22 protein-coding genes are annotated in these 20,583 nt (G+C 72.8%); 15 read left to right on the top strand and 7 right to left on the bottom strand.

Going from position 1 to position 20,583, the window contains the following annotated elements:
• Nucleotides 1-68: 68 nt before the first annotated feature.
• From prcB to K2F47_RS38130, 4 genes are all read right to left on the bottom strand, one after another.
• The gene (prcB, locus tag K2F47_RS38145) at nt 69-923 is read right to left on the bottom strand and encodes a proteasome subunit beta (RefSeq protein ID WP_372490997.1); all 855 of its coding nucleotides are present in this window, start codon (nt 921-923) and stop codon (nt 69-71) included.
• A 118-nt stretch (nt 924-1,041) separates the two neighbouring features.
• Nucleotides 1,042-1,995 carry an EamA family transporter gene (locus tag K2F47_RS38140; protein WP_242911127.1) on the bottom strand — a complete coding sequence of 318 codons (954 nt, stop codon included), beginning with the start codon at nt 1,993-1,995 and terminating at the stop codon, nt 1,042-1,044.
• Nucleotides 1,996-1,999: 4 nt separating this feature from the next.
• On the bottom strand, nt 2,000-2,821 hold the full coding sequence (locus tag K2F47_RS38135) for an ABC transporter permease (protein ID WP_372490996.1): 822 nt from the start codon (nt 2,819-2,821) through the stop codon (nt 2,000-2,002).
• Nucleotides 2,818-3,744 (bottom strand): ABC transporter ATP-binding protein, encoded by a 927-nt coding sequence (locus K2F47_RS38130; protein ID WP_242911126.1) that lies wholly within the window; start codon nt 3,742-3,744, stop codon nt 2,818-2,820. Before K2F47_RS38130 ends, K2F47_RS38135 begins: the two co-directional genes overlap by 4 nt.
• Nucleotides 3,745-3,965: 221 nt before the next feature.
• Here K2F47_RS38130 and argF point away from each other — a divergent pair, with 221 nt between their 5' ends.
• The 12 genes from argF to K2F47_RS38070 all read left to right on the top strand — a co-directional run bounded on the left by argF (nt 3,966) and on the right by K2F47_RS38070 (nt 15,339).
• Nucleotides 3,966-4,967 carry an ornithine carbamoyltransferase gene (argF, locus tag K2F47_RS38125; RefSeq protein ID WP_242911125.1) on the top strand — a complete coding sequence of 334 codons (1,002 nt, stop codon included), beginning with the start codon at nt 3,966-3,968 and terminating at the stop codon, nt 4,965-4,967.
• Between the two features lie 138 nt (nt 4,968-5,105).
• Nucleotides 5,106-6,044 (top strand): carbamate kinase, encoded by a 939-nt coding sequence (locus K2F47_RS38120; RefSeq protein ID WP_242911124.1) that lies wholly within the window; start codon nt 5,106-5,108, stop codon nt 6,042-6,044.
• Nucleotides 6,041-7,573, top strand: coding sequence for an amino acid permease (locus K2F47_RS38115; RefSeq protein ID WP_372490995.1), 1,533 nt, complete (start codon nt 6,041-6,043; stop codon nt 7,571-7,573). The genes K2F47_RS38120 and K2F47_RS38115 overlap by 4 nt, the downstream gene beginning before the upstream one ends.
• Nucleotides 7,570-8,541 (top strand): universal stress protein, encoded by a 972-nt coding sequence (locus K2F47_RS38110; protein WP_242911123.1) that lies wholly within the window; start codon nt 7,570-7,572, stop codon nt 8,539-8,541. Before K2F47_RS38115 ends, K2F47_RS38110 begins: the two co-directional genes overlap by 4 nt.
• 225 nt (nt 8,542-8,766) lie before the next feature.
• Complete coding sequence (locus K2F47_RS38105) at nt 8,767-9,597, top strand: helix-turn-helix transcriptional regulator (protein WP_372491001.1); 831 nt, start codon at nt 8,767-8,769, stop codon at nt 9,595-9,597.
• A complete protein-coding gene (gene sufB, locus K2F47_RS38100; protein WP_242911121.1) occupies nt 9,594-11,003 on the top strand; it encodes a Fe-S cluster assembly protein SufB in 1,410 nt (469 codons plus the stop codon). The genes K2F47_RS38105 and sufB overlap by 4 nt, the downstream gene beginning before the upstream one ends.
• The gene (gene sufD, locus K2F47_RS38095) at nt 11,003-12,139 is read left to right on the top strand and encodes a Fe-S cluster assembly protein SufD (RefSeq protein WP_242911120.1); all 1,137 of its coding nucleotides are present in this window, start codon (nt 11,003-11,005) and stop codon (nt 12,137-12,139) included. Before sufB ends, sufD begins: the two co-directional genes overlap by 1 nt.
• On the top strand, nt 12,136-12,453 hold the full coding sequence (locus K2F47_RS38090; RefSeq protein WP_242911119.1) for a bifunctional 3-phenylpropionate/cinnamic acid dioxygenase ferredoxin subunit: 318 nt from the start codon (nt 12,136-12,138) through the stop codon (nt 12,451-12,453). Before sufD ends, K2F47_RS38090 begins: the two co-directional genes overlap by 4 nt.
• A 15-nt stretch (nt 12,454-12,468) precedes the next feature.
• Nucleotides 12,469-13,236: a Fe-S cluster assembly ATPase SufC gene (gene sufC / locus K2F47_RS38085; protein ID WP_242911118.1), complete on the top strand. Its 768-nt coding sequence runs from the start codon at nt 12,469-12,471 to the stop codon at nt 13,234-13,236.
• The gene (locus K2F47_RS38080; RefSeq protein ID WP_242911117.1) at nt 13,233-14,495 is read left to right on the top strand and encodes a cysteine desulfurase; all 1,263 of its coding nucleotides are present in this window, start codon (nt 13,233-13,235) and stop codon (nt 14,493-14,495) included. The genes sufC and K2F47_RS38080 overlap by 4 nt, the downstream gene beginning before the upstream one ends.
• Before the next feature lie 59 nt (nt 14,496-14,554).
• Nucleotides 14,555-15,013, top strand: a complete 459-nt coding sequence (sufU, locus tag K2F47_RS38075) for a Fe-S cluster assembly sulfur transfer protein SufU (protein WP_242911116.1) — start codon at nt 14,555-14,557, stop codon at nt 15,011-15,013.
• On the top strand, nt 15,010-15,339 hold the full coding sequence (locus K2F47_RS38070) for a metal-sulfur cluster assembly factor (protein ID WP_156216841.1): 330 nt from the start codon (nt 15,010-15,012) through the stop codon (nt 15,337-15,339). Before sufU ends, K2F47_RS38070 begins: the two co-directional genes overlap by 4 nt.
• 42 nt (nt 15,340-15,381) lie before the next feature.
• On the opposite strand, the gene K2F47_RS38065 is transcribed toward K2F47_RS38070, so the two are convergent.
• Nucleotides 15,382-15,957, bottom strand: coding sequence for a Uma2 family endonuclease (locus tag K2F47_RS38065; RefSeq protein WP_242911115.1), 576 nt, complete (start codon nt 15,955-15,957; stop codon nt 15,382-15,384).
• Between the two features lie 32 nt (nt 15,958-15,989).
• On the opposite strand from K2F47_RS38065, the gene K2F47_RS38060 reads away from it, so the two are divergent.
• Entirely contained in the window at nt 15,990-16,772 is a 783-nt protein-coding gene (locus K2F47_RS38060; RefSeq protein ID WP_242911114.1) for a class I SAM-dependent methyltransferase, read from the top strand.
• Here K2F47_RS38060 and K2F47_RS38055 read toward each other — a convergent pair.
• Nucleotides 16,735-17,313 carry a hypothetical protein gene (locus K2F47_RS38055; protein WP_242911113.1) on the bottom strand — a complete coding sequence of 193 codons (579 nt, stop codon included), beginning with the start codon at nt 17,311-17,313 and terminating at the stop codon, nt 16,735-16,737. The two genes, K2F47_RS38060 and K2F47_RS38055, sit on opposite strands and share 38 nt — an antisense overlap.
• 132 nt (nt 17,314-17,445) lie before the next feature.
• Between K2F47_RS38055 and K2F47_RS38050 the strand changes: the two genes are divergently transcribed.
• Both K2F47_RS38050 and K2F47_RS38045 read left to right on the top strand, forming a co-directional pair.
• Entirely contained in the window at nt 17,446-18,624 is a 1,179-nt protein-coding gene (locus K2F47_RS38050; RefSeq protein ID WP_242911112.1) for a sensor histidine kinase, read from the top strand.
• Nucleotides 18,621-19,298 (top strand): response regulator, encoded by a 678-nt coding sequence (locus K2F47_RS38045; RefSeq protein ID WP_242911111.1) that lies wholly within the window; start codon nt 18,621-18,623, stop codon nt 19,296-19,298. Before K2F47_RS38050 ends, K2F47_RS38045 begins: the two co-directional genes overlap by 4 nt.
• A gap of 60 nt (nt 19,299-19,358) precedes the next feature.
• On the opposite strand, the gene K2F47_RS38040 is transcribed toward K2F47_RS38045, so the two are convergent.
• On the bottom strand, nt 19,359-20,492 hold the full coding sequence (locus K2F47_RS38040; protein WP_242911110.1) for an EAL domain-containing protein: 1,134 nt from the start codon (nt 20,490-20,492) through the stop codon (nt 19,359-19,361).
• Nucleotides 20,493-20,583 lie beyond the last annotated feature (91 nt).

Below are 20,583 nucleotides of genomic sequence, written 5' to 3'. Positions count from 1 at the left end.
GAGTCTACGAGCCGGGTACGACGTTCCCCGCGCTCAGCGCCCCGCCCGGCGTCCCCTCGCCGGCCCCGTCAGCGCAGCGGCGCGACGGGCCCGCGCGGCGCGTTCCGGCGCGCGTCGAGGACCTCCCCGGCGATCTCGGACACCTCGTCCTCGGGCAGGGCGCGGTAGCCGTCCTCGGTGACGACGGCGATGGTCGGGTAGATGCGCCGCGACCGGTCGGGGCCGCCAGTGGCGGAGTCGTCGTCGGCGGCGTCGTAGAGGGCCTGGATGCTGACAGTCGCCGCGTCCCGGATCGACAGGTCGGGCCGGTAGAGCTTCTTCAGCGAGCCGAGCGCGTAGGGGGAGCCGGAGCCGTCGGCGTGGAAGCCGCGGGTCTCCTGCGGGGCGCCGGTGATGTCGTAGGAGTAGATCCGCCCGGTCTCGGCGCCCGGCTCGTACCCGGCGAACAGCGGGACGACCGCGAGGCCCTGCAACGCCTGCGCGAGGTTGGCCTGGATGACGGCGCCGAGGCGGCGGGCCTTGGCCGGCAGCGACAGCGGGACGGTCTCCATCTTCTCGTAGTGCTCCAGCTCCACCTGGAACAGCCGGACCATCTCCAGCGCGATCCCGACCGTGCCCGCGAACGCCACGGCGGAGTACTCGTCGCCGCGCTGCACCTTCTGAAGCTCGCGGTAGGCGATGCGGTTGCCCTGGGTGGCGCGCCGATCCCCTGCCATCATGACGCCGCCGGGGAACGTCAGCGCGAGGACGGTCGTGCCGTGCGGCAGCTCGGGGACGGTCCCGATGTCGGGCAGCCGGTTGACGGGCAGCAGTCCGGGGGAGTGCAGGCGCAGGAAGTCGACGAACGACGCCGTCCCCACCTCGAAGATCGCCGCTTCGGAGAACTGCGGCGGAGTCCCCTGGTCCTCGGTGCTGCCGGTCACGAAGGCTCCTCTCGGCTCGACGGTCGTCCGTCCTGATCCTCGCACGGCGCCGCGCCCGTCCGCGACGTCCCGGACGTTTCCGGCGCTTTCCGCGTCACGCGTCCCGCGCTTTCGCAAATCACGCTTCCGGTGCCTCCGGCGGCGTCCGCTGGCTCAGCGTGGCGCCCGCGCAGGCGACGATCACGCAGCCGATCGCGGCCCACTGGCGGGCGCCGAGGATCTCTCCGAGGATCGTCACGCCGACCAGCGCGGCGACGGCGGGCTCCAGGCTCATGAGGATGCCGAAGACGCGGGCGGGCATCCGCCGCAGCGCCTCCAGTTCCAGCGAGTAGGGGATCACCGACGACAGCAGCCCGACGCCGAGGCCGATCAGCAGCAGCTTCGGGTCGAGCAGGGCGGTGCCGCCGGACGCGACGCCGAGCGGCAGGACCAGCGCCGTCCCGACGATGCTGGCGACGGCGAGGCCGGTGGAGCCGGAGAACCGCCTGCCGGTGGCGGCGGTGAGCAGGATGTAGGCGGCCCAGCACGCCCCGGCCAGCAGCGCGAACCCGACGCCGACGAGGTCCACGTCGCCGCCGCCCTCGGCCAGCATCACCACGCCCGTGCCCGCCAGCGCCGCCCAGACGAGGTCGCGCGGACGCCGGGACGCGGCGATCGCGACCAGCAGTGGCCCGAGGAACTCGATCGTCACCGCGACGCCGAGCGGGATCCGGGAGAACGACTGGTAGATGGAGAAGTTCATCAGCGCCAGCGCCAGCCCGAACCCGGCCGCGATCGCGAGGCTCTTGCGGGAGTGGTCGCGCAGGACCGTCCGCAGCGCCCCCCGGGCCAGGAACCCCAGCACGATCGCCGAGGTCAGCAGCCGTATCGACACGACGGAGCTCGGCGGCAGCCGGTCGAAGAGGTTCTTGGCGAGGCCGGCGCCGACCTGAAGCGAGACGATGCCGAGCAGGATCAGCGCGGGCGGCGGCACCGACCCGAGCGACAGTGATCCGACCGAGAACCTTCCGAACGCGGACGCGCCGCGCCTGGAACGCCGCAGGGGCGGGCCGGGCGCCTCGGTGAGTGCCACCGTTTCACTCCCACCTGAAGAATCGGGCCGCGAGGACGAGCCCCGCGGCGGCCCACACGGCCAGGACGAGGAGCGGCTTGCCGGGGAACGCGGCGCCGTGCTGGAGGACGCGGCGCAGCCCGTCCGCCAGCGCCGAGATGGGCAGCAGCTCCAGGACGTCCCGGACCCCGCCCGGGAACTTGTCGAGCGGGAACACCACGCCGCCGACCGCCAGCAGCAGGATGTAGACGAGGTTGGCGGCGGCGAGGGTCGCCTCGGCGCGGAGCGTTCCCGCCATCAGCAGGCCGAACCCGCTGAAGGCGGCGGTGCCGAGCAGGAGCAGCGCGACCACCGAGACGGGGTCGCCGTGCGGGTGCCAGCCGAGCGCCAGCGCGACCGCGGAGATCACCGCGGCCTGGAGCGCTTCCACCGCGACGACAGTCAGGGTCTTGGCGGCGATCAACCCGCCGCGCGGCAGCGGCGTGGCGCCGAGCCGCTTCAGCACGCCGTAGCGGCGCTCGAACCCGGTGCCGATCGCCTGGCCGGTGAACGCGGTGGACATCACCGCCAGCGCGAGGATGCCGGGCGCGAGGAAGTCGACGCGGCGGCCGGAGCCGAGGTCCAGCAGTGAGGTGGCGCTGAACAGCGTGAGCAGCACGACCGGGATGACCAGGGTCAGCAGCAGCTGCTCGCCGTTGCGCAGCACCGTGCGGAACTCGTAGGCGGCCTGGGACAGCACCATCCGCGGCAGCGGGACGGCGCCCGGCGCGGGCGCGAGGTCCAGCTCGACCGCCGGTGATCCGGGCGCGCCGGGCACCCCGGACGCCCCGGGCGTGGCGGTGGTCATGGGCGCAGCTCCCGTCCGGTCAGCTCCAGAAAGACGTCCTCCAGCGTGCGGCGCTCGATCCGCAGGTCCTCGGTGAGGACGCCGTGCGAGGCGCACCAGGCGGTGACGGTGGCGAGCAGCTCGGGCCGCACGTCCGCCTCGATCAGGTAGTGCCCGGCGGGCGACTCCTTGGCGGCGCTCCCGGCGGGCAGCGCGGAGATCAGCTCCTCCAGTCCGAGCCCCGGGCGGGCGCGGAAGCGCAGCTGCCGCTCCGCGCCGGTGAGCTCGACCGGGGTGCCCTCCGCGACGACCCTGCCGTGGTCGACGATGACGACCCGGTCGGCGAGTCGCTCGGCCTCGTCCATGTTGTGGGTGGTGAGCACGACCGACGCCCCGGCGGCGCGCAGCCCCTCGACCAGCTCCCAGGTGGCGTGCCTGGCCTGCGGGTCGAGGCCGGTGGTGGGCTCGTCGAGGAAGACCAGCTCGGGACGTCCGACCACGGCGACCGCCAGCGACAGCCGCTGCTGCTGCCCGCCCGACAGCCGCCGGTACTGGGTGCGGGCCTGCCCGGTGAGGCCGAGCCGCGCGAGCAGCGCGTCCGGGTCGAGGGGGGTGGCGTGGAAGGAGGCGACCAGCCGGAGGAACTCCCCGGCCCGCGCCGTGCCCGGCACGCCGCCCGACTGCGGCATGACCCCGACGCGCGGTTTCAGGGCCCGGGCGTCGGCGACGGGGTCCAGGCCGAGGACGCGGACGGTCCCGGCGTCGGCGCGGCGGAACCCCTCGCAGATCTCGATCGTGGTGGTCTTGCCCGCCCCGTTCGGCCCGAGCAGCGCCGTGACGGCGCCCCGGGCGGCGCTCAGCGACAGGCCGTCCACGGCCGTCGCCGTGCCGTAGCGCTTGACGAGCGTGTCCAGCTCGACCGCGCCGTCTCCGGGGGGTGTCATGCAGATGAGTTTAGGTCCGGGCCCGGACGGCCCCGCGTCCGGCACCACCGCTCGGCGCGCCCGTCCGCCCTCCGGGTCCGCGCCTGTCCGCACTCCGGGTGCACGCGGGGCGCGTTTCGTTGATCAGGTGCCGGGTAGCCCCCGGACGGTAAGGGTCGTACGCCGCATGGCTCGTCCCCACGACCACGGAAGACGTCACGAGGGACGGAGGCCCGGGCGACATGGCGTACAACCTGCGGGGGCGCAGCCTTCTCCGGGAACTGGACTTCTCACCGAAAGAGTTCGGCTTCCTGATCGGCCTGGCGGCGGAGCTGAAGGCCGCCAAACGCGGCGGGACGGAGCGGCCCCGGCTGAGTGGCCGGAACATCGCGCTCATCTTCGAGAAGACCTCGACCAGGACGCGCTGCGCGTTCGAGGTCGCGGCGCGCGACCAGGGCGCCCACACCACCTACCTCGATCCGGGCCACGCCCAGATCGGCCACAAGGAGTCGATCAAGGACACCGCGCGTGTCCTCGGGCGGATGTTCGACGCCATCGAGTTCCGCGGCGGCAGCCAGCGGCACCTGGAGGAGCTCGCCGAGTACTCCGGCGTGCCGGTCTACAACGGGCTGACCGACAACTGGCACCCGACGCAGATGCTCGCCGACATGCTTACGATGCGCGAGCACAGCGACAAGCCCGCGCACGAGATCGCCTACGCCTACCTGGGCGACGCCCGCAGCAACATGGGCAACTCCTACGTGGTGGCGGGCGCGCTGCTCGGCATGGACGTCCGGATCGTCGCGCCCCGCGCGCTCTGGCCGGACGAGGCCACCGTCGTCAAGCCCGCCCGCGAGGTCGCGGCCGCGACCGGCGCGCGGATCAGCATCGGCGAGGACGTCGAAGAGGGCGTCCGGGGCGCCGACTTCGTCCTCACCGATATCTGGGTGTCGATGGGCGAGCCCGAGGAGATCTGGGACGAGCGGATCGCGCTGCTCCGCCCCTACCAGGTGAACGCGGCCGTGATGGAGGCGACGGGGAATCCGCGCGCGAGGTTCATGCACTGCCTGCCGTCCTTCCACGACCGGGAGACGTCGGTAGGGGAGGCGGTCTTTCAGCGGACCGGGCTGGACGAGCTGGAGGTGACCGAGGAGGTCTTCGAGTCCGACGCCTCGATCGTGTTCGACGAGGCGGAGAACCGGATGCACACGATCAAGGCGGTCATGGTCGCGACGCTCGGCTGACCGGGGCGTCGCGGCAGTCCGCCCGAGACAATCGGCCGAGACATGCGGCTGAGACATTCGGCTGAGACATGCGGCCGAGGCGGTCGGCGAGGCGGTCGGCGCGGCGGTCCGGCCGGCCGGGAGGGACGGGCGAAGGGTATGCGCGTACTGGTCGCGCTCGGAGGGAACGCGCTGGTCAAGCGGGGCGACACGCCCGACAGCGACCTCCAGCGAGCCAACGTGGACACGGCCGTGCGGGCGCTGGCGCCGCTCGCCGAACGGCACGAGCTGATCGTCACGCACGGCAACGGCCCGCAGGTCGGGGTGCTGTCGCTGGAGAGCGTGAACGACCCCGCGCTGACCCGCCCCTATCCGCTGGACACGATCGGTGCCGAGACCCAGGGGATGATCGGCTACTGGATGCTCCAGGCCCTCCAGAACGCGCTGCCCGGCCGCCAGGTCGTCGCCATGATCAACCAGACGCTGGTGTCGGCGGTCGATCCGGCGTTCGAGCGTCCCACCAAGTTCGTCGGCCAGGTCTACCCGCGCGCGGAGGCGGAGCGGCTGGCCGCCGAGTACGGCTGGAGGATCGCGCAGGACGGCGACGACGGTTGGCGCCGCGTCGTGCCCTCGCCGCGGCCGCAGCGGGTGATCGAGACCCGGCTGATCCGGCTGCTCGTCCGCAGCGGGGCGGTCGTGGTCTGCGCGGGCGGCGGGGGCATCCCGGTCGTCCGCAACGACGTCGGGCGGCTGGAGGGCGTCGAGGCGGTGATCGACAAGGACCTCACCGCGTCCGTCCTGGCCGAGACGCTGGAGGTGGACGCGCTGCTGATCCTCACCGACGTCCCGCAGGTCATGCGGCACTTCGGGACGTCCAGGCAGGAGGGCATCGGGCACACCACCCCGCACGAGCTGCGCGCCGAGGAGTTCCCCGCCGGGTCGATGGGGCCGAAGGTCGAGGCCGCCGCCGGGTTCGTCGAGCGGACCGGCGACATGGCCGCGATCGGGACGCTCGACCAGTGCGAGCGGATTCTGGCCGGGACGGCCGGGACGATCATCACCCCGAACGCGACCTGGCCGCTGGAGAGCACGCTGTGACCACCACCGCGAGCCCCACGGGCGGCACCCCGGAAGGTCCTGTGCGCGGGCTGGTACGGGAGCTGCTGCGGACCAAGCCCGTCGACCGGATCGTCGCCGAGGGCGGCCGGGGCGAGGGCGGTGAGCTGCGGCGCTCGATGAGCCTGCTCCAGCTCACGCTGTTCAGCGTCGGCGCGACGCTCGGCACGGGCATCTTCGTCGTGCTGGGCGAGGCGGTGCCGAGGGCGGGACCCGCGGTCGTGCTGGCGTTCGTGCTCGCGGCGGTCACCGCCCTGTTCTCCGCCCTGTCCTACGCCGAGCTGGCCGGGACGATCCCGGTGTCCGGGTCGTCCTACTCCTACGCCTACGCGACGCTCGGCGAGCTGGTCGCGTGGGTGTGCGGGTGGTGCCTGCTGCTGGAGTACGCGGTCTCGGTGTCGGCGGTCGCGGTCGGCTGGGGCTCCTACCTCAACGAGTTCTTCGGCAGCGCGCTCGACGTCACGATGCCGGCGGCGGTCAGCAGCTCGCCGGGCGAGGGCGGCGTCGTCAACCTGCCCGGCGTCGCCGTGGTGGCGATCGCGACGCTGCTGCTCCTGCGCGGCACGTCCGAGAGCGCCGCCGCCAACACGATCATGGTGTTTCTCAAGATCGGCGTGCTGCTGTTCTTCTGCGCGGTCGCCTTCACCGCGTTCCGGGGCGGGAACCTGGCGCCGTTCGCGCCGATGGGCTGGGCCGGGATCAGTGCCGCCGGGTCGAAGGTGTTCTTCTCCTACATCGGCTTCGACGCCGCGTCCACCGCCGGGGAGGAGGCCCGCAACCCCCGGCGCGACCTGCCGCTGGCCATCGTGCTCTCGCTGGCGATCGTGACCGTCGTGTACGTGCTCGTCGGGCTCGCCGCCGTCGGCGCGATGCACTGGACCCGGTTCGAGCTGTCGGGATCGGAGGCGTCGCTCGCGCGGGTGCTGGACGAGGCGACCGGGCGCTCCTGGCCGTCCATGATCCTCTCGCTCGGCGCGGTCGTCGCGATCGCCAGCGTCGTCCTCACCGTCATGTACGGGCAGACCCGCATCCTGTTCGCCATGTCGCGGGACGGCCTCGTCCCGCCCGTGTTCCAGAAGGTCAGCCCGAACCGCGCCGTGCCCGTCGCCAACACCCTCATCGTCGCCGCGTTCATCGCCGTGCTCGCCGCCGCGGTCCCGCTCGGCCGCCTCGTGGACGCCACCAGTATCGGCACGCTGTTCGCGTTCGCGATGGTCAGCGTCGGCGTGATCGTGCTGCGGCGGACCAGGCCCGATCTGCCGCGCAGCTTCCGGACGCCGTTCTACCCGGTCACACCGCTGCTCGGCGTCGGGTTCTGCGTGTACCTGATGGCCGGCCTCGGCGGCGTGACCTGGGTGGTGTTCCTGCTGTGGACGCTCGTCGGGCTGGCCGCCTACGCCCTCTACGGGCGGCGCCACTCGCGGCTCGCCCCCCGCAACCGCGCCCCCGATGACCGTGACCCCGGGAACTCTTCCGGGAACGCCCCCGGGGACAGGGAGGAGAACCCATGAGCGAGCCCGGTGGCATGCGCGTCCTCGTCGGGTACGCGCCCGACGACCGCGGCGACGACGCGCTGGCCCTGGCGTCGCGGTTCGTCCGGGCGGCCGGGGCCTCGCTGACCGTGGCCCACGTCCACCCGCCCGGCTGGCGCACCCGCGGCCCCGGGTCGGTCGACGCCGAATGGGTGGCCTACCTGCGGGAACGCGCCGACGCCGCGCTCGACCGGGCGGTGGACCACCTCTACCCGCTCTCCCTCCGGGACGGCGTGACCCGGCGCGTTCACGCCCACCGGGGCAGCGGGCGCGGGCTGATCGAGATCGCCCGCGACACCGGCGCCGGGCTGATCGTGATCGGCTCCGCGCCGCGCGGCCGCCGGGGCCGGATCGCCATCGGCAGCACCGCCGACCAGCTGCTGCACGGCTCGCCGGTGCCCGTCCTGCTCGCGCCGCGCGGCTACGCCGAGGAGGCGCCGCCCCGGTTCGAGCGGCTCACCATCGCCTACTGGCGGCACCGCGACGCGGGCGGGCCGCTCGCCTCGGCCGCGGGGCTCGCGCGGCTGCTCGGGCTGCCGATCCGGCTGCTGACCTTGGTGCTGCGCCCGCCCGGCCTCGCGGGGCGGTTCCGGGACGCGGGGGACCTCATGGCCCGGCAGCTCGCCCAGGCGGAGGAGAGCCTGGCCCAGGCCGCCGCGCTCTTCACCGACGATCCGGACGCCCCGGGCGGGGTGAGCGGCGCGGGCACCCTGGGCGAGGCCGACGTGGAGACCGAGGCCGTCGTGGGGACCGGTGTCACCGCGGCCCTCGGCTCCTGCGACATGCTGCCGGGGGAGGTACTGGCCTGCCTGTCCAGCAACGACGGCCCGCTGCGCAAGGTGTTCCTCGGCGAGGGCTCCGGCAAGATCGTCCGCGCGGCGCCGTGCCCGGTGCTCGTGCTGCCGCGCGGCGCCGTGCCGTCGCTCCCGCCCGAGACGGAGGGCTGATCACCCGCGCCCGGCCCGCACCCGAACTCGCGCCCTCCGGGCCCCGTGGGCCGAGAATCACCCGGTGAAGGTCAAGGTTAGGTAAGGCTTGCCTGCGTGAGGTACGACATCGGGATTCCCTTGTTTCGCCGGAAGGAATTACGGCACACTGATGTTGTGAAAAACGTGAGCGAGGATCGGACGAACGCGGAGGCCGCCGTGGCGCGGCCGTCCGGCGTGCGTTCCATCCCTGTTCACGGCGGTGGAGACGGGCTCACGGGGGGGCAGCACGCGGGCGGCAACACCGAGCGCGACACCCGCGCCCGTGTCGCCCGGCTCATCCTGGAGCACGGCCCGGTCACCGCGTCCAGCCTAGGGGAGCGCGTCGGCCTCACGCCCGCCGCCATCCGCAGGCACTTGGACGCGCTGCTGGCCGAGGGCATGATCGAGGTCCGCAAGGCGCGGACGCAGGCCCGGCGCGGCCGGGGCCGTCCCGCCAAGTGGTTCGCGATCACCGACGCCGGGCGCAGCGCGTTCGTCCACGCCTACGACGACCTCGCCACCAGCGCCCTGCGCTTCCTCGCCGAGCGGGCGGGCGACCACGCGGTCGCCGAGTTCGCCCGGCGGCAGATCGCCGACCTCGAACGGCGCTACCGTCCCGTCGTGCAGGGGGCCTCACCCCAGCAGCGGGTCCGCACGCTCGCCGAGGCGCTGTCGGGCGACGGCTACGCGGCCGCGGCCGCCAAGGCGCCGCAGGGCGCGGGCGAGCAGCTGTGCCAGCACCACTGCCCGGTCGCGCACGTCGCCGCGGAGTTCCCGCAGCTGTGCGAGGCCGAGACCGAGGCGTTCAGCCGGTTGCTGGGCACTCCGGTCCAGCGGCTGGCCACGATCGCGCACGGCGACGGGATCTGCACCACGCACGTCAGCTCCCGCTCGCTCTGCGGGCCGGGCGCGGGCGGCACCGCCCCCGAGGGAGGCGAGGGGGACGCGGGGGAGCGCTCCTCCGAGACGCCGTCCCCCGAAACCCCTGAAAAGACATCGCACGCCGACGAGGAGTCCGGGAGGACGTCCCTATGACTACTGCCCACCCCGAACTGGAGGGGCTCGACAGGTACAAGTTCGGCTGGGCCGACTCCGACGCGGCGGGCGCCTCCGCGCGGAGGGGCCTGAACGAGGATGTCGTCCGCGACATCTCGGCCAAGAAGGGCGAGCCGGACTGGATGCTCGACCTCCGCCTCAAGGGGCTGCGGCTGTTCGCCAAGAAGCCGATGCCCACCTGGGGCTCGGACCTGTCGGCGATCGACTTCGACAACATCAAGTACTTCGTCCGCTCCACCGAGAAGCAGGCGGCGTCCTGGGAGGAGCTTCCCGAGGACATCAAGAACACCTACGACAAGCTCGGCATCCCCGAGGCGGAGAAGCAGCGCCTCATCGCCGGCGTCGCCGCGCAGTACGAGTCGGAGGTCGTCTACCACAAGATCCGCGAGGACCTTGAGGAGAAGGGCGTCATCTTCCTCGACACCGACACGGGCCTGAAGGAGCACCCGGAGATCTTCCAGGAGTACTTCGGCTCGGTGATCCCCGTCGGCGACAACAAGTTCGCCGCGCTGAACACCGCCGTGTGGTCGGGGGGCTCGTTCATCTACGTCCCGCCGGGCGTGCACGTGGAGATCCCGCTCCAGGCCTACTTCCGGATCAACACCGAGAACATGGGCCAGTTCGAGCGGACGCTGATCATCGCCGACGAGGGCTCCTACGTCCACTACGTCGAGGGTTGTACCGCTCCGATCTACAAGTCGGACTCGCTGCACTCGGCCGTCGTCGAGATCGTCGTGAAGAAGGACGCCCGCGTCCGCTACACCACGATCCAGAACTGGTCGAACAACGTCTACAACCTGGTGACCAAGCGCGCCGTCGCCTACGAGGGCGCCACGATGGAGTGGGTCGACGGCAACATCGGCTCCAAGGTCACGATGAAGTACCCGGCGGTGTACCTGCTGGGCGAGCACGCCAAGGGCGAGACCCTCTCGATCGCGTTCGCCGGCGAGGACCAGCACCAGGACGCGGGCGCCAAGATGGTGCACGCGGCGCCGAACACCTCCTCGACCATCGTGTCCAAGTCCGTGGCGCGGGGCGGCGGCCGCACGTCCTACCGGGGCCTCGTGCAGATCCAGGAGGGCGCCGAGCACAGCAAGTCCACGGTCAAGTGCGACGCGCTGCTCGTCGACCAGATCAGCCGGTCCGACACCTACCCCTACGTGGACGTCCGCGAGGACGACGTGGAGATGGGCCACGAGGCCACGGTCTCCAAGGTGTCGGAGGACCAGCTGTTCTACCTGATGAGCCGCGGCCTCACCGAGGACGAGGCGATGGCGATGATCGTGCGCGGGTTCGTCGAGCCGATCGCGCGCGAGCTGCCGATGGAGTACGCCCTTGAGCTGAACCGGCTCATCGAGCTTCAGATGGAAGGAGCCGTCGGCTGATGGGGCTCGACACCAGGCCTCTGACGACGCTGCACGAGAAGGCGTCGTACGAGGTGTCCGACTTCGACGTGCCCACGGGCCGCGAGGAGGAGTGGCGGTTCACGCCGCTGCGGCGCCTGCGCGGCCTGCACAACGGGACCGCCGAGGCGCACGGCAAGGTCGTGCTGGAGGTCGAGGCGGCGCCGGAGGTGACCGTCGAGACGGTCGGCCGCGACGACGCCCGCCTCGGCAAGGCCTACGTGCCCGCCGACCGGGTGAGCGCCCAGGCGTGGGCGTCGTTCACGCAGGCCACGGTCGTGACCGTGCCGAAGGAGGCCGTCGCCTCGGCGCCGACCGTCCTGCGGCTGCGCGGCGAGGACGACTCGTCCGCCGTGTACGGCCACACCACCGTGATCCTGGAGCCGTTCGCCGAGGCGACCGTCGTGCTCGCGCACCGCGGCTCGGCGACCTACGCCGACAACGTCGAGTTCGTCGTCGGCGACGGCGCCCGGCTCTCGGTGATCAGCCTCCAGGACTGGGCCGACGGCAGCGTCCACGTCTCCCACCAGCACGCCCGGCTCGGCCGCGACGCGCGGTTCGTCTCGCACAACGTCTCGCTCGGCGGCGACCTCGTGCGGATCTCCCCGTCGGTCGGCTACGACGGGCCCGGCGGCGACGCCGAGCTGTACGGGGTGTACTTCGCCGACGGCGGGCAGCACCTGGAGCACCGCCTGCTGGTCGACCACACGGTGCCGAACTGCCGCAGCCGCGTCGACTACCGCGGCGCCCTCCAGGACGAGGACGCGCACGCCGTCTGGATCGGCGACGTGATCATCCGCGCGGAGGCCGAGGGCACCGACACCTACGAGCTGAACCGCAACCTCGTCCTCACCGACGGGACGCGCGTCGACTCGGTGCCGAACCTGGAGATCCTCACCGGCGAGGTCGCCGGCGCGGGGCACGCGTCCGCGTCCGGGCGGCTCGACGACGAGCACCTGTTCTACCTCCAGGCCCGGGGGATCACCTTCGACGAGGCGCGCCGCATGGTGGTGCGCGGGTTCCTCGGCCAGCTGATCGAGCGCATCGAGGTCGCCGAGGTCCGCGAGAAGGTCCGGGAGGCCATCGAGGCCGAGCTCGACCGGGGGGCGGCCCGATGACCTACGTGAAGGTGTGCCCGCTCGCCGACGTGCCCGCCGACGGGGCGCTGGCGGTCGAGGTCGCCGACACCCCGGTCGCGATCGCCCGCAGCGGCGAGGAGCTGTACGCGCTCAACGACATCTGCTCGCACGCCGAGGTCTCGCTGTCGGAGGGCGAGGTCTACGACGGCACCATCGAGTGCTGGCTGCACGGGTCGTGCTTCGACCTGCGCACCGGCAAGCCCACGAACCCGCCGGCGACGCAGCCGGTCGCCACCTACAAGGTCAAGGTCGAGGACGGCGACGTCTACGTCTCGCTCGGCTCCGACGACTAAGGAACAGCACGCATTATGGCCACGCTTGAGATCCGCGACCTCCACGTCTCCGTCGCCGACGGCTCCGACGGGACCAAGGAGATCCTGCGCGGGGTCGACCTGACCGTGCAGGCCGGTGAGACCCACGCGCTGATGGGGCCGAACGGCTCCGGCAAGTCGACGCTCGCCTACGCCGTCGCCGGGCACCCGAAGTACGAGGTGACCGCCGGCACCGTCACGCTGGACGGCGAGGACGTGCTCGGCATGTCCGTCGACGAGCGCGCCCGCGCCGGGCTGTTCCTCGCGATGCAGTACCCCGTCGAGGTCCCCGGCGTCTCGGTGTCGAACTTCCTGCGCTCGGCCGTCACCGCCGTCCGCGGCGAGGCGCCGAAGCTGCGCGAGTTCTCCAAGGAGATGAAGAAGGCGATGGACGACCTGTCCATCGACCCCGCGTTCGCGCAGCGCAGCCTGAACGAGGGCTTCTCCGGCGGCGAGAAGAAGCGGCACGAGATCCTCCAGCTGGAGATGCTCAAGCCGAAGATCGCCGTCCTGGACGAGACCGACTCCGGCCTGGACGTCGACGCGCTCAAGGTCGTCTCCGAGGGCGTCAACCGCTTCTCCTCCGGCGCCGGCACCGGCGTCCTGCTCATCACCCACTACACGCGCATCCTGCGGTATGTGAAGCCGCACTTCGTGCACGTGTTCTCCGGCGGCCGCGTCGTCGCCGAGGGTGGCCCCGAGCTGGCCGAGGAGCTGGAGAACGAGGGCTACGAGAAGTACGCGAAGGCGGGCGTGGCGCTATGACCCTGTTGCCCGAGGAGCTGAAGAAGGACTTCCCGCTCCTTCAGCGCACCGTCCGCGACGGGCGCCAGCTGGTGTACCTCGACTCGGGCGCGACGTCGCAGAAGCCTCTCCGGGTGCTGGACGCCGAGCGCGAGTTCTATGAGCGCTACAACGCCGCGCCGCACCGGGGAGCGCACCAGCTCGCCGAGGAGGCGACGGAGGCGTACGAGAACGCGCGCGCCTCGATCGCCCGGTTCATCGGGGCCTCGCCCGGCGAGATCGTGCTCAACAAGAACGCCACCGAGGGCATCAACCTGGTCGCGTACGCGATGAGCAACGCCGCCACCGCCGGCGCGGAGTCCGAGCGCTTCCGCGTCGGCCCCGGCGACGAGGTCGTGGTGACCGAGATGGAGCACCACGCCAACCTCGTTCCGTGGCAGGAGCTGTGCCGCCGCACCGGCGCGACCCTGCGCTGGTTCGGCATCACCGACGACGGCCGCCTCGACCTGTCCGACCTCGACACGCTGGTCAACGAGCGCACGAAGATCGTCGCGCTGACGCACCAGTCGAACGTGCTCGGGACCGTTCCGCCGACCAAGGTGATCGCGGCGCGCGCGCACGCGGTGGGCGCGCTCGTCCTGCTGGACGCGGCGCAGTCCGTCCCGCACCAGCCGGTCGACGTCCGCGAGCTGGACGCCGACTTCCTCGCCTTCTCGGGCCACAAGATGCTCGGCCCGACCGGCATCGGCGTGCTGTGGGGCCGCCGCGAGCTGCTGGAGACCATGCCGCCGTTCATCACCGGCGGGTCCATGATCGAGACCGTCCACATGGAGGCGACCACGTTCATGCCGCCGCCGCAGCGGTTCGAGGCGGGCGTCCCGATGACGGCCCAGGCCATCGGGCTCGGCGCGGCGTGCGACTACCTCGCCGAGGTCGGCATGGACCGCGTCCACGAGCACGAGCGGACCCTCACCGCCTACTCCCTGGAGCGGCTCGGCGAGATCCCCGGCGTCCGGATCATCGGTCCCGGCACCACCGAGGCCCGCGGCGGCGCCGTCGCGTTCACCGTCGAGGACATCCACCCGCACGACGTCGGCCAGGTGCTGGACGACCTGGGCGTCGAGGTCCGCGTCGGGCACCACTGCGCGTGGCCGATCTGCCGCCGCTTCGGCATCCCGGCGACCACCCGCGCGACCTTCTACCTGTACAACACCCTCGCCGACGTGGACGCGCTCGCCGACGGGGTCCGCCAGGCGCAGAAGTTCTTCGGCACCGCCTGAGGAACAGGAACAGCGCGGCGGCCGCCCCGGTTGAAGCGAGAAAGGCACGAAAGGACGACATGCAGCTGGAGGCGATGTACCAGGAGGTCATCCTGGACCACTACCGCAACCCCCACCACAAGGGGCTGCGGGAGCCGTACGAGGGCGAGGCGCACCACGTCAACCCGACCTGCGGCGACGAGGTGACGCTGCGCGTCCACCTGGACGGCTCGGGCCAGGACGCCACGGTCGCCGACGTCTCCTACGACGCCATGGGCTGCTCGATCAGCCAGGCCAGCGCCTCGGTGATGGCCGACCTGATCATCGGCAAGCCGGTCAAGGAGGCCATGGCGGTCGGCGAGGAGTTCCTGGCGCTCATGCAGTCGCGCGGCCGGGACATCGCGCCCGACGAGGACGTCCTGGAGGACGCGATCGCCTTCGCCGGCGTCTCCAAGTACCCCGCCCGCATCAAGTGCGCCCTGCTCGCCTGGATGGCGTGGAAGGACGCGACCGCCCGCGCTCTCGGAGAGGCATCATGACCGAAACCACCGACACGGCCGTCCCCGCGGAGGACGAGATCCTTGAGGCGCTCAAGGACGTCGTCGACCCCGAGCTCGGCATCAACGTCGTCGACCTCGGCCTGGTGTACGGCGTCAACCTCGACGCCGAGGTCGCGACCCTGGACATGACGCTCACCAGCGCCGCCTGCCCGCTCACCGACGTGATCGAGGACCAGGCCCACAGTGCCCTGGAGGGTCTCGTCAAGGACGTCAAGATCAACTGGGTCTGGCTCCCCCCGTGGGGCCCCGACAAGATCACCGACGAGGGCCGCGACCAACTCCGCGCCCTCGGCTTCAACGTCTGACCCGCACCCTGGAAGGCCGCGTCCCGCCCGCCGGACGCGGCCTCAGGTGTACCTGAGGAACTCCGACGTGTCGAGGGGCCCGCCGTCCATGCACAGCACGCCCTCGACGGGCTGCCCGAACTTCGTCGTCACGATCTCGTCGTAGGTCCCCTCGCCCTTGAGGGGCACGGTGTACAGCACGCACACCCCGTCCCGGGGGTCGACCAGCAGGTACTGCGGCGCTCCGGACTGCGCGTACCGCCGCCGCTTTCCCTCGTAGTCCTCGCGGTAGTTGCGCTGGGAGACGACCTCCACGAGCAGCTCGGTCTCGTGCGCCCACGGCTTGGCCCCCGGCGCCAACGGCTCCGGCACCACGATCAGATCGGGAACTGGCTCTGTGGGTTCGGAGGTGAGGCGCAGATCGACGCCGGAGACCGTGTGCCTGCGTTCGCGGGGGATCTGCTTCCTGACCAGGTCGATGTTCGCGGAATGCTCCCAGCACCGGCCGGCGAGCAGTACCACCGTGTCGCCGAGCGATTCGACCTTGGAGAAGTCGAGCCCCGCCTCCGCGGCCAGTGAGATCAGCCGCTCTAGGCTCGCTGTGACGGCGTGGGAGGGCCGCCCTTGGGTGCGGCGCATGCGACGAACGGTACTGATGAGGGTGGGGCGGTATGGGTGAGTCGGGGTTCGAGTACGCGTTGATCGCGCGGCGGGCGGTGTCGTTCGGGGACAGCGCGGCCGCGTATGCGGAGGAGCGGCCCGATTATCCGGACGCCGCGGTGCGGTGGGTGCTGGAGCCGGTCGCGGGGCGGGCGCCGCTGCGGGTGCTGGATCTCGGCGCGGGGACGGGCAAGCTGACCGGGGTGCTGCTGCGCGTCGGGCTGGACGCGGCGGACGTCGTCGCCGTGGAGCCCGACCCCGCGATGCTGGACGAGCTGCGCCGCCGGGTGCCCGGGGTGCGGGCGCTGGCGGGCGGGGCCGAGGAGATCCCGCTGGAGGACGGGTCGGTCGACGCCGTCGTCGCCGGGCAGGCGATGCACTGGTTCGACTTCGACCGGGCGCTGCCGGAGATCCACCGCGTCCTCGCGCCCGGGGGCGTGCTCGGCGGGCTGTGGAACAGGGACGACCAGACCGTGCCGTGGGTGGCGGAGATGAAGCGGGTGGCGCGCAGCAGCGTGTCGTTCGAGAAGGGGAGCCCGAACCCGCTCCTGGAGACGGAGTACTTCCCGGAGTTCGAGCGGGCGGAGTTCCCGCACGCACAGCGGCGGACGGCCGAGTCCATGGCGGCGACCATCGGGACCCACTCCCATGTGCTCGTGCTGGACGAGGCGGAGCGCGAGGCCCTCATGGCGCGGCTGCTCGAGTACCTGCGGGCGACGCCGGAGACGGCAGAGGGGGAGTTCGACCTGCCGATGGTCACCCTCGCGGTGCGCGGTCGGCCTGGTTCCCCGTGACGGCCCCCTTCTTGGGCTTGGCCGGCCAGAGCGTGTAGGTGATCGGCCACAGCGACCAGATCGCCAGGACGACGCCGAGGCGGGTGAGCCAGCCGGTGAGCTGCTCGGTGCGGTCCGCGTCCCCCACGACGGCGATCATCAGCAGGAGGATCGCGCAGGACAGGGCCGTCGCGACGACCGCCTTGACGAACTCGCGCCACTCGTAGGCGGCCCGCGCCCAGCCGTGCTGGGGCTTCTGGCGCGGCGGGGGGCCGCCGGCGAAGCGGTGCGCGAAACGCTCGTCCGCCCAGCGGATCATGGTGTGGCCGAACGCGACCGAGTAGCCGATGTAGGCGGCCGACAGGCCGTGCCCGAAGCGCGCGGTCGCGCCGCCGCGCAGGTCGATCACCGCGACCGTCAGCAGGACGACGTCCACCAGCGGGACGCACATCAGGAGCGCCGCGCCGGTGCGGCGCAGGCGCAGCGGGTACCGGGCGAGGAGTCCGGCGGCGAGGACGACCCAGAAGCCGATCTCGCAACCGGCGATGACCGCGATGAGCATGCCTCAATGGTCGGACGGCCGGGACGCCGCGCGCCTCCTCTGAGCTGAGGTTTCCCGGGTCGTCCGAAGGATGTACGCGGGGCCGTCGCCAGGTCGGACGCGGCACCCGCGCGGGGATGCTGAGATGGGGGTGTGCCGCCGCTCCGCAGACTCACCACCCGCCAGGACGTGTTCATCGCCCTCGCGGGGCTGGCGGGCGGCATCCTCATGATCGGGGTCCACGGGTACACGACGTGGGCGCACGACTGGAACCCGGCCCGGGAGTTCCGGTTCCTCCCGCTCCTCGGGCTGTGCCCGGCGCTGCTGCTGCGGCGGCGGGCGCCGTTGGCGACGCTGGCGCTGGCCACGCCGTTCAACTTCGCCGACGTGCTGATGGGCCCGAGCTTCGCCACCGCGATCATCTACGGGGACGTGCTGTACGCGGCGTGCCTGTACGGGCCGCGCCGGACGGCGGAGTGGTTGCTCGCGACGACGTCCGCGGCCACGCTGCTGGTCGCGGTCGGGTCCGGGATCGCGCTCGGCCAGGTGTCGCTCGGGGTGCTGGGCGGCGCGCTCGCCGGGGTGACGTGGGTGGCGCCGGTGCTGACCGCGATGGCCGTCCGGGAGCACCGGTTCAAGGCCGAGGCCGAGCGGGAGCGCGCCGAGCAGGTGGCGCGGCTGGCGGAGCTGGACCGGCGGGCCGCGGTCGGCGCCGAGCGGGCCCGGATGGCGCGGGAGCTGCACGATGTGATCGCCAACCATCTGAGCGCGGTCGCGCTGCACTCCTCGGCCGTGCTGAAGGTGCGCGACCTCGACCGGGACGGCATCGACCGGGCGATGGAGGTCATCCGGGAGAACAGCGTCCAGGGGCTCGCGGAGATGCGCCGGATGATCGGGCTGCTGCGCGACGGCGGCGACGCGGAGGCGGACCCGCCCGCCGCGCCCCGGCTCGCCGAGCTCGGGCCGCTCGTCGCGCGGACGGCGCGTCCGGACCTGTCGGCCCGGCTGGAGGTGGCGGGCGAGGCGCCGGAGCTGCCCGCGGCGGTCGAGCTGGCCGCCTACCGGATCGTCCAGGAGTCGCTGACCAACGCGCTCAAGCACGCGGGCCCCGGGCGGGCCGACGTCCGGGTCGAGTACGGGCGGCGGCGCGTCGTGATCGACGTGGTGAGCCCGCTCGGGCGGGCCGGGTCGCGGCTGCCGGGCTCGGGCAGCGGGTTGATCGGGATGCGGGAGCGGGCCGCGATGCTGGCCGGGGAGTTCGCCGCCGGGCCGGACGAGGACCGCTGGCGGGTCCACGCGGAGTTGCCGCTGGACCAGGAGAGGACGTCATGATCGAGGTGCTGGTCGCCGACGACCAGGCGGCGGTGCGGGCCGGGCTGGTCCTCATCCTCGGCGCGGCGCCCGACGTGCGGGTGGTCGGCGAGGCCGCCGACGGGCGCCGCGCGGTCGAGCTGGCCCGCGAGCTGCGCCCCGACGTGGTGCTCATGGACGTCCGGATGCCCGTCCTGGACGGGATCGGCGCCACCCGGGAGATCGCCGGGATCGCGGACGTGCTGGTGCTGACCACCTTCGACCTGGACGAGTACGTCTTCGGCGCGCTGCGGGCGGGCGCCGCCGGGTTCCTGCTGAAGGACGTCGACGCCGACCGGCTGGTGGAGGCGGTGCGGACCGTCGCGGCGGGGGAGGGGATCATCGCGCCGAAGGTCACCCGCAGGCTGATCGGGGCGTTCGCGGGACGTCCGGCGGCGCCGCCCGGGGCAGCCGGCCTGGAGGGGCTCACCCCGCGCGAGCGGGAGGTGTTCCGCTGCCTCGGAGAGGGGCTGTCGAACGGGGAGATCGCGCGGCGGCTGGACATGGCGGAGACGACCACCAAGACCCACGTCAGCCGCATTCTGGGCAAGCTGGGGCTGCGCAGCCGGGTCCAGGCGGCCATCCTCGCGCAGGAGACGGCCGCCGGGGGGCGCGGCGGCCCGGGGGGCGACCTCACTCCGCCCGGGCCCGGCTGACGCGTCCTCGTCGATCTCAGCGATCTTCGGGGGGCGCCCCCGGAGTTCAGGGACTGAGTCTCAGGGAGACAGGCCGCGGATGAGGTCGGCGACGCGGACGATGCCGAGGCAGCGCCCGACCTCGTCGACCACGACGAGGTCGTCGTAGACGCGCTCGTCCTCCTTCCCGGCCGCGCGCAGCGCCGCCACCGCCGGGACCGTGCGCGGCACCGGACGGGGCGGATCGGCCAGCCGGGTCGCCGGACGGTGCGCGTGCAGGGCGTGCCCGTAGGCGCCCGACAGCCGCAGCAGGAACCGCGTCCGGTCGACCGTTGACCGGGGCCGCTGCCGCTCGTCCACCAGGACGATGCTGGTGATGCCCGTCTCGGCGTTCAGCGCGGTCAGCACCTCGTCGGCGGTCGCGGTGTGCGGCAGCGTCACGGCCGGGAGCGTGAACTCCGAGACGCGCGGCCCGAGCCCGAGGCCCGGGTCGGGCGGCGCCGGGTCCTCGCGGGCCGCGACGGGGACCGTGATCGGCATCCCCGGCCGCCACTCCGGCGGGGCGAGCGCGGGCCCCTGGACGAGCCGGACCCCCAGCTCGCGCAGGTGCACGACCTGGTCCTGCGTCGCGAGGCCGGGCGCCAGCACGTGCGTGCCGAGCCGGTGCGCCAGCTCGACCAGGCTCGCCACGAGGGCCGAGCGCCGGGGCTCGGTCAGCGATCTGCGGGCCAGCTCCGGATCGAGCTTGAGCAGATAGGACGCGCCGTCCACGAGCAGGTCGAGCGGCGCGTGCCCGGCGCCGAGGCCCGCCAGGCCGACGAGGTAGCCGGCCCGCCGCAGCCCGGCCAGGGCGGCGGCGACGGTCGGACGCGCCGCCGGCGGGAAGCCGCCCGCGACACAGATGATGAACTCCTGGGGACGCCGTCCCGTCTCGCCGAGCCCGTGGTGCAGCTCGCCGAGGAACGCGTCTCCGTGGGTCAGGGTCTCGGCTCGCAGGCCGATCTGGAGCGGAAGGGGGGTGCCCAGGTCCGCTGTGGCTCGGGCCGCCTCCACCGCGCGCCGCACGTCCTCCGCGGCGGGGTCCACCCGCAGCGCAGGATCGGACGAGGCGGGCGGACCCGCGTGCGTTTCCACGGCGACGACGGTGCCGGTGCCGAGATCGACCACCGGATGGAACACCGCACGCGCCGGGAGCAGGACATCAACGGCTGACACAGCCGCATCATGCCGCTCCCACGATGCCGAATCGGCAGTTGTCAGGAGAAGTTAACGCATAATTCGCCGGACATCGTCGCAGGTCGTGCCG

The organism is Actinomadura terrae (genome assembly GCF_022751215.1).
Taxonomy (GTDB): Bacteria; Actinomycetota; Actinomycetes; order Streptosporangiales; family Streptosporangiaceae; genus Spirillospora; species Spirillospora terrae.
The sequence above is the reverse complement of the archived record's forward strand: the minus strand, read 5'-3'. Positions and strand labels throughout refer to the sequence as shown.

Excerpts from the sequence above, each read along its gene's own strand:
- K2F47_RS38135 (WP_372490996.1), bottom strand. The coding sequence starts at position 2,821 with ATGACCACCGCCACGCCCGGGGCGTCCGGGGTGCCCGGCGCGCCCGGA.
- K2F47_RS38130 (WP_242911126.1), bottom strand. The coding sequence starts at position 3,744 with ATGACACCCCCCGGAGACGGCGCGGTCGAGCTGGACACGCTCGTCAAG.
- argF (WP_242911125.1), top strand. The coding sequence starts at position 3,966 with ATGGCGTACAACCTGCGGGGGCGCAGCCTTCTCCGGGAACTGGACTTC.
- K2F47_RS38120 (WP_242911124.1), top strand. The coding sequence starts at position 5,106 with ATGCGCGTACTGGTCGCGCTCGGAGGGAACGCGCTGGTCAAGCGGGGC.
- K2F47_RS38110 (WP_242911123.1), top strand. The coding sequence starts at position 7,570 with ATGAGCGAGCCCGGTGGCATGCGCGTCCTCGTCGGGTACGCGCCCGAC.
- sufB (WP_242911121.1), top strand. The coding sequence starts at position 9,594 with ATGACTACTGCCCACCCCGAACTGGAGGGGCTCGACAGGTACAAGTTC.
- sufD (WP_242911120.1), top strand. The coding sequence starts at position 11,003 with ATGGGGCTCGACACCAGGCCTCTGACGACGCTGCACGAGAAGGCGTCG.
- K2F47_RS38090 (WP_242911119.1), top strand. The coding sequence starts at position 12,136 with ATGACCTACGTGAAGGTGTGCCCGCTCGCCGACGTGCCCGCCGACGGG.
- sufC (WP_242911118.1), top strand. The coding sequence starts at position 12,469 with ATGGCCACGCTTGAGATCCGCGACCTCCACGTCTCCGTCGCCGACGGC.
- K2F47_RS38080 (WP_242911117.1), top strand. The coding sequence starts at position 13,233 with ATGACCCTGTTGCCCGAGGAGCTGAAGAAGGACTTCCCGCTCCTTCAG.
- sufU (WP_242911116.1), top strand. The coding sequence starts at position 14,555 with ATGCAGCTGGAGGCGATGTACCAGGAGGTCATCCTGGACCACTACCGC.
- K2F47_RS38070 (WP_156216841.1), top strand. The coding sequence starts at position 15,010 with ATGACCGAAACCACCGACACGGCCGTCCCCGCGGAGGACGAGATCCTT.
- K2F47_RS38065 (WP_242911115.1), bottom strand. The coding sequence starts at position 15,957 with ATGCGCCGCACCCAAGGGCGGCCCTCCCACGCCGTCACAGCGAGCCTA.
- K2F47_RS38060 (WP_242911114.1), top strand. The coding sequence starts at position 15,990 with ATGGGTGAGTCGGGGTTCGAGTACGCGTTGATCGCGCGGCGGGCGGTG.
- K2F47_RS38055 (WP_242911113.1), bottom strand. The coding sequence starts at position 17,313 with ATGCTCATCGCGGTCATCGCCGGTTGCGAGATCGGCTTCTGGGTCGTC.
- K2F47_RS38045 (WP_242911111.1), top strand. The coding sequence starts at position 18,621 with ATGATCGAGGTGCTGGTCGCCGACGACCAGGCGGCGGTGCGGGCCGGG.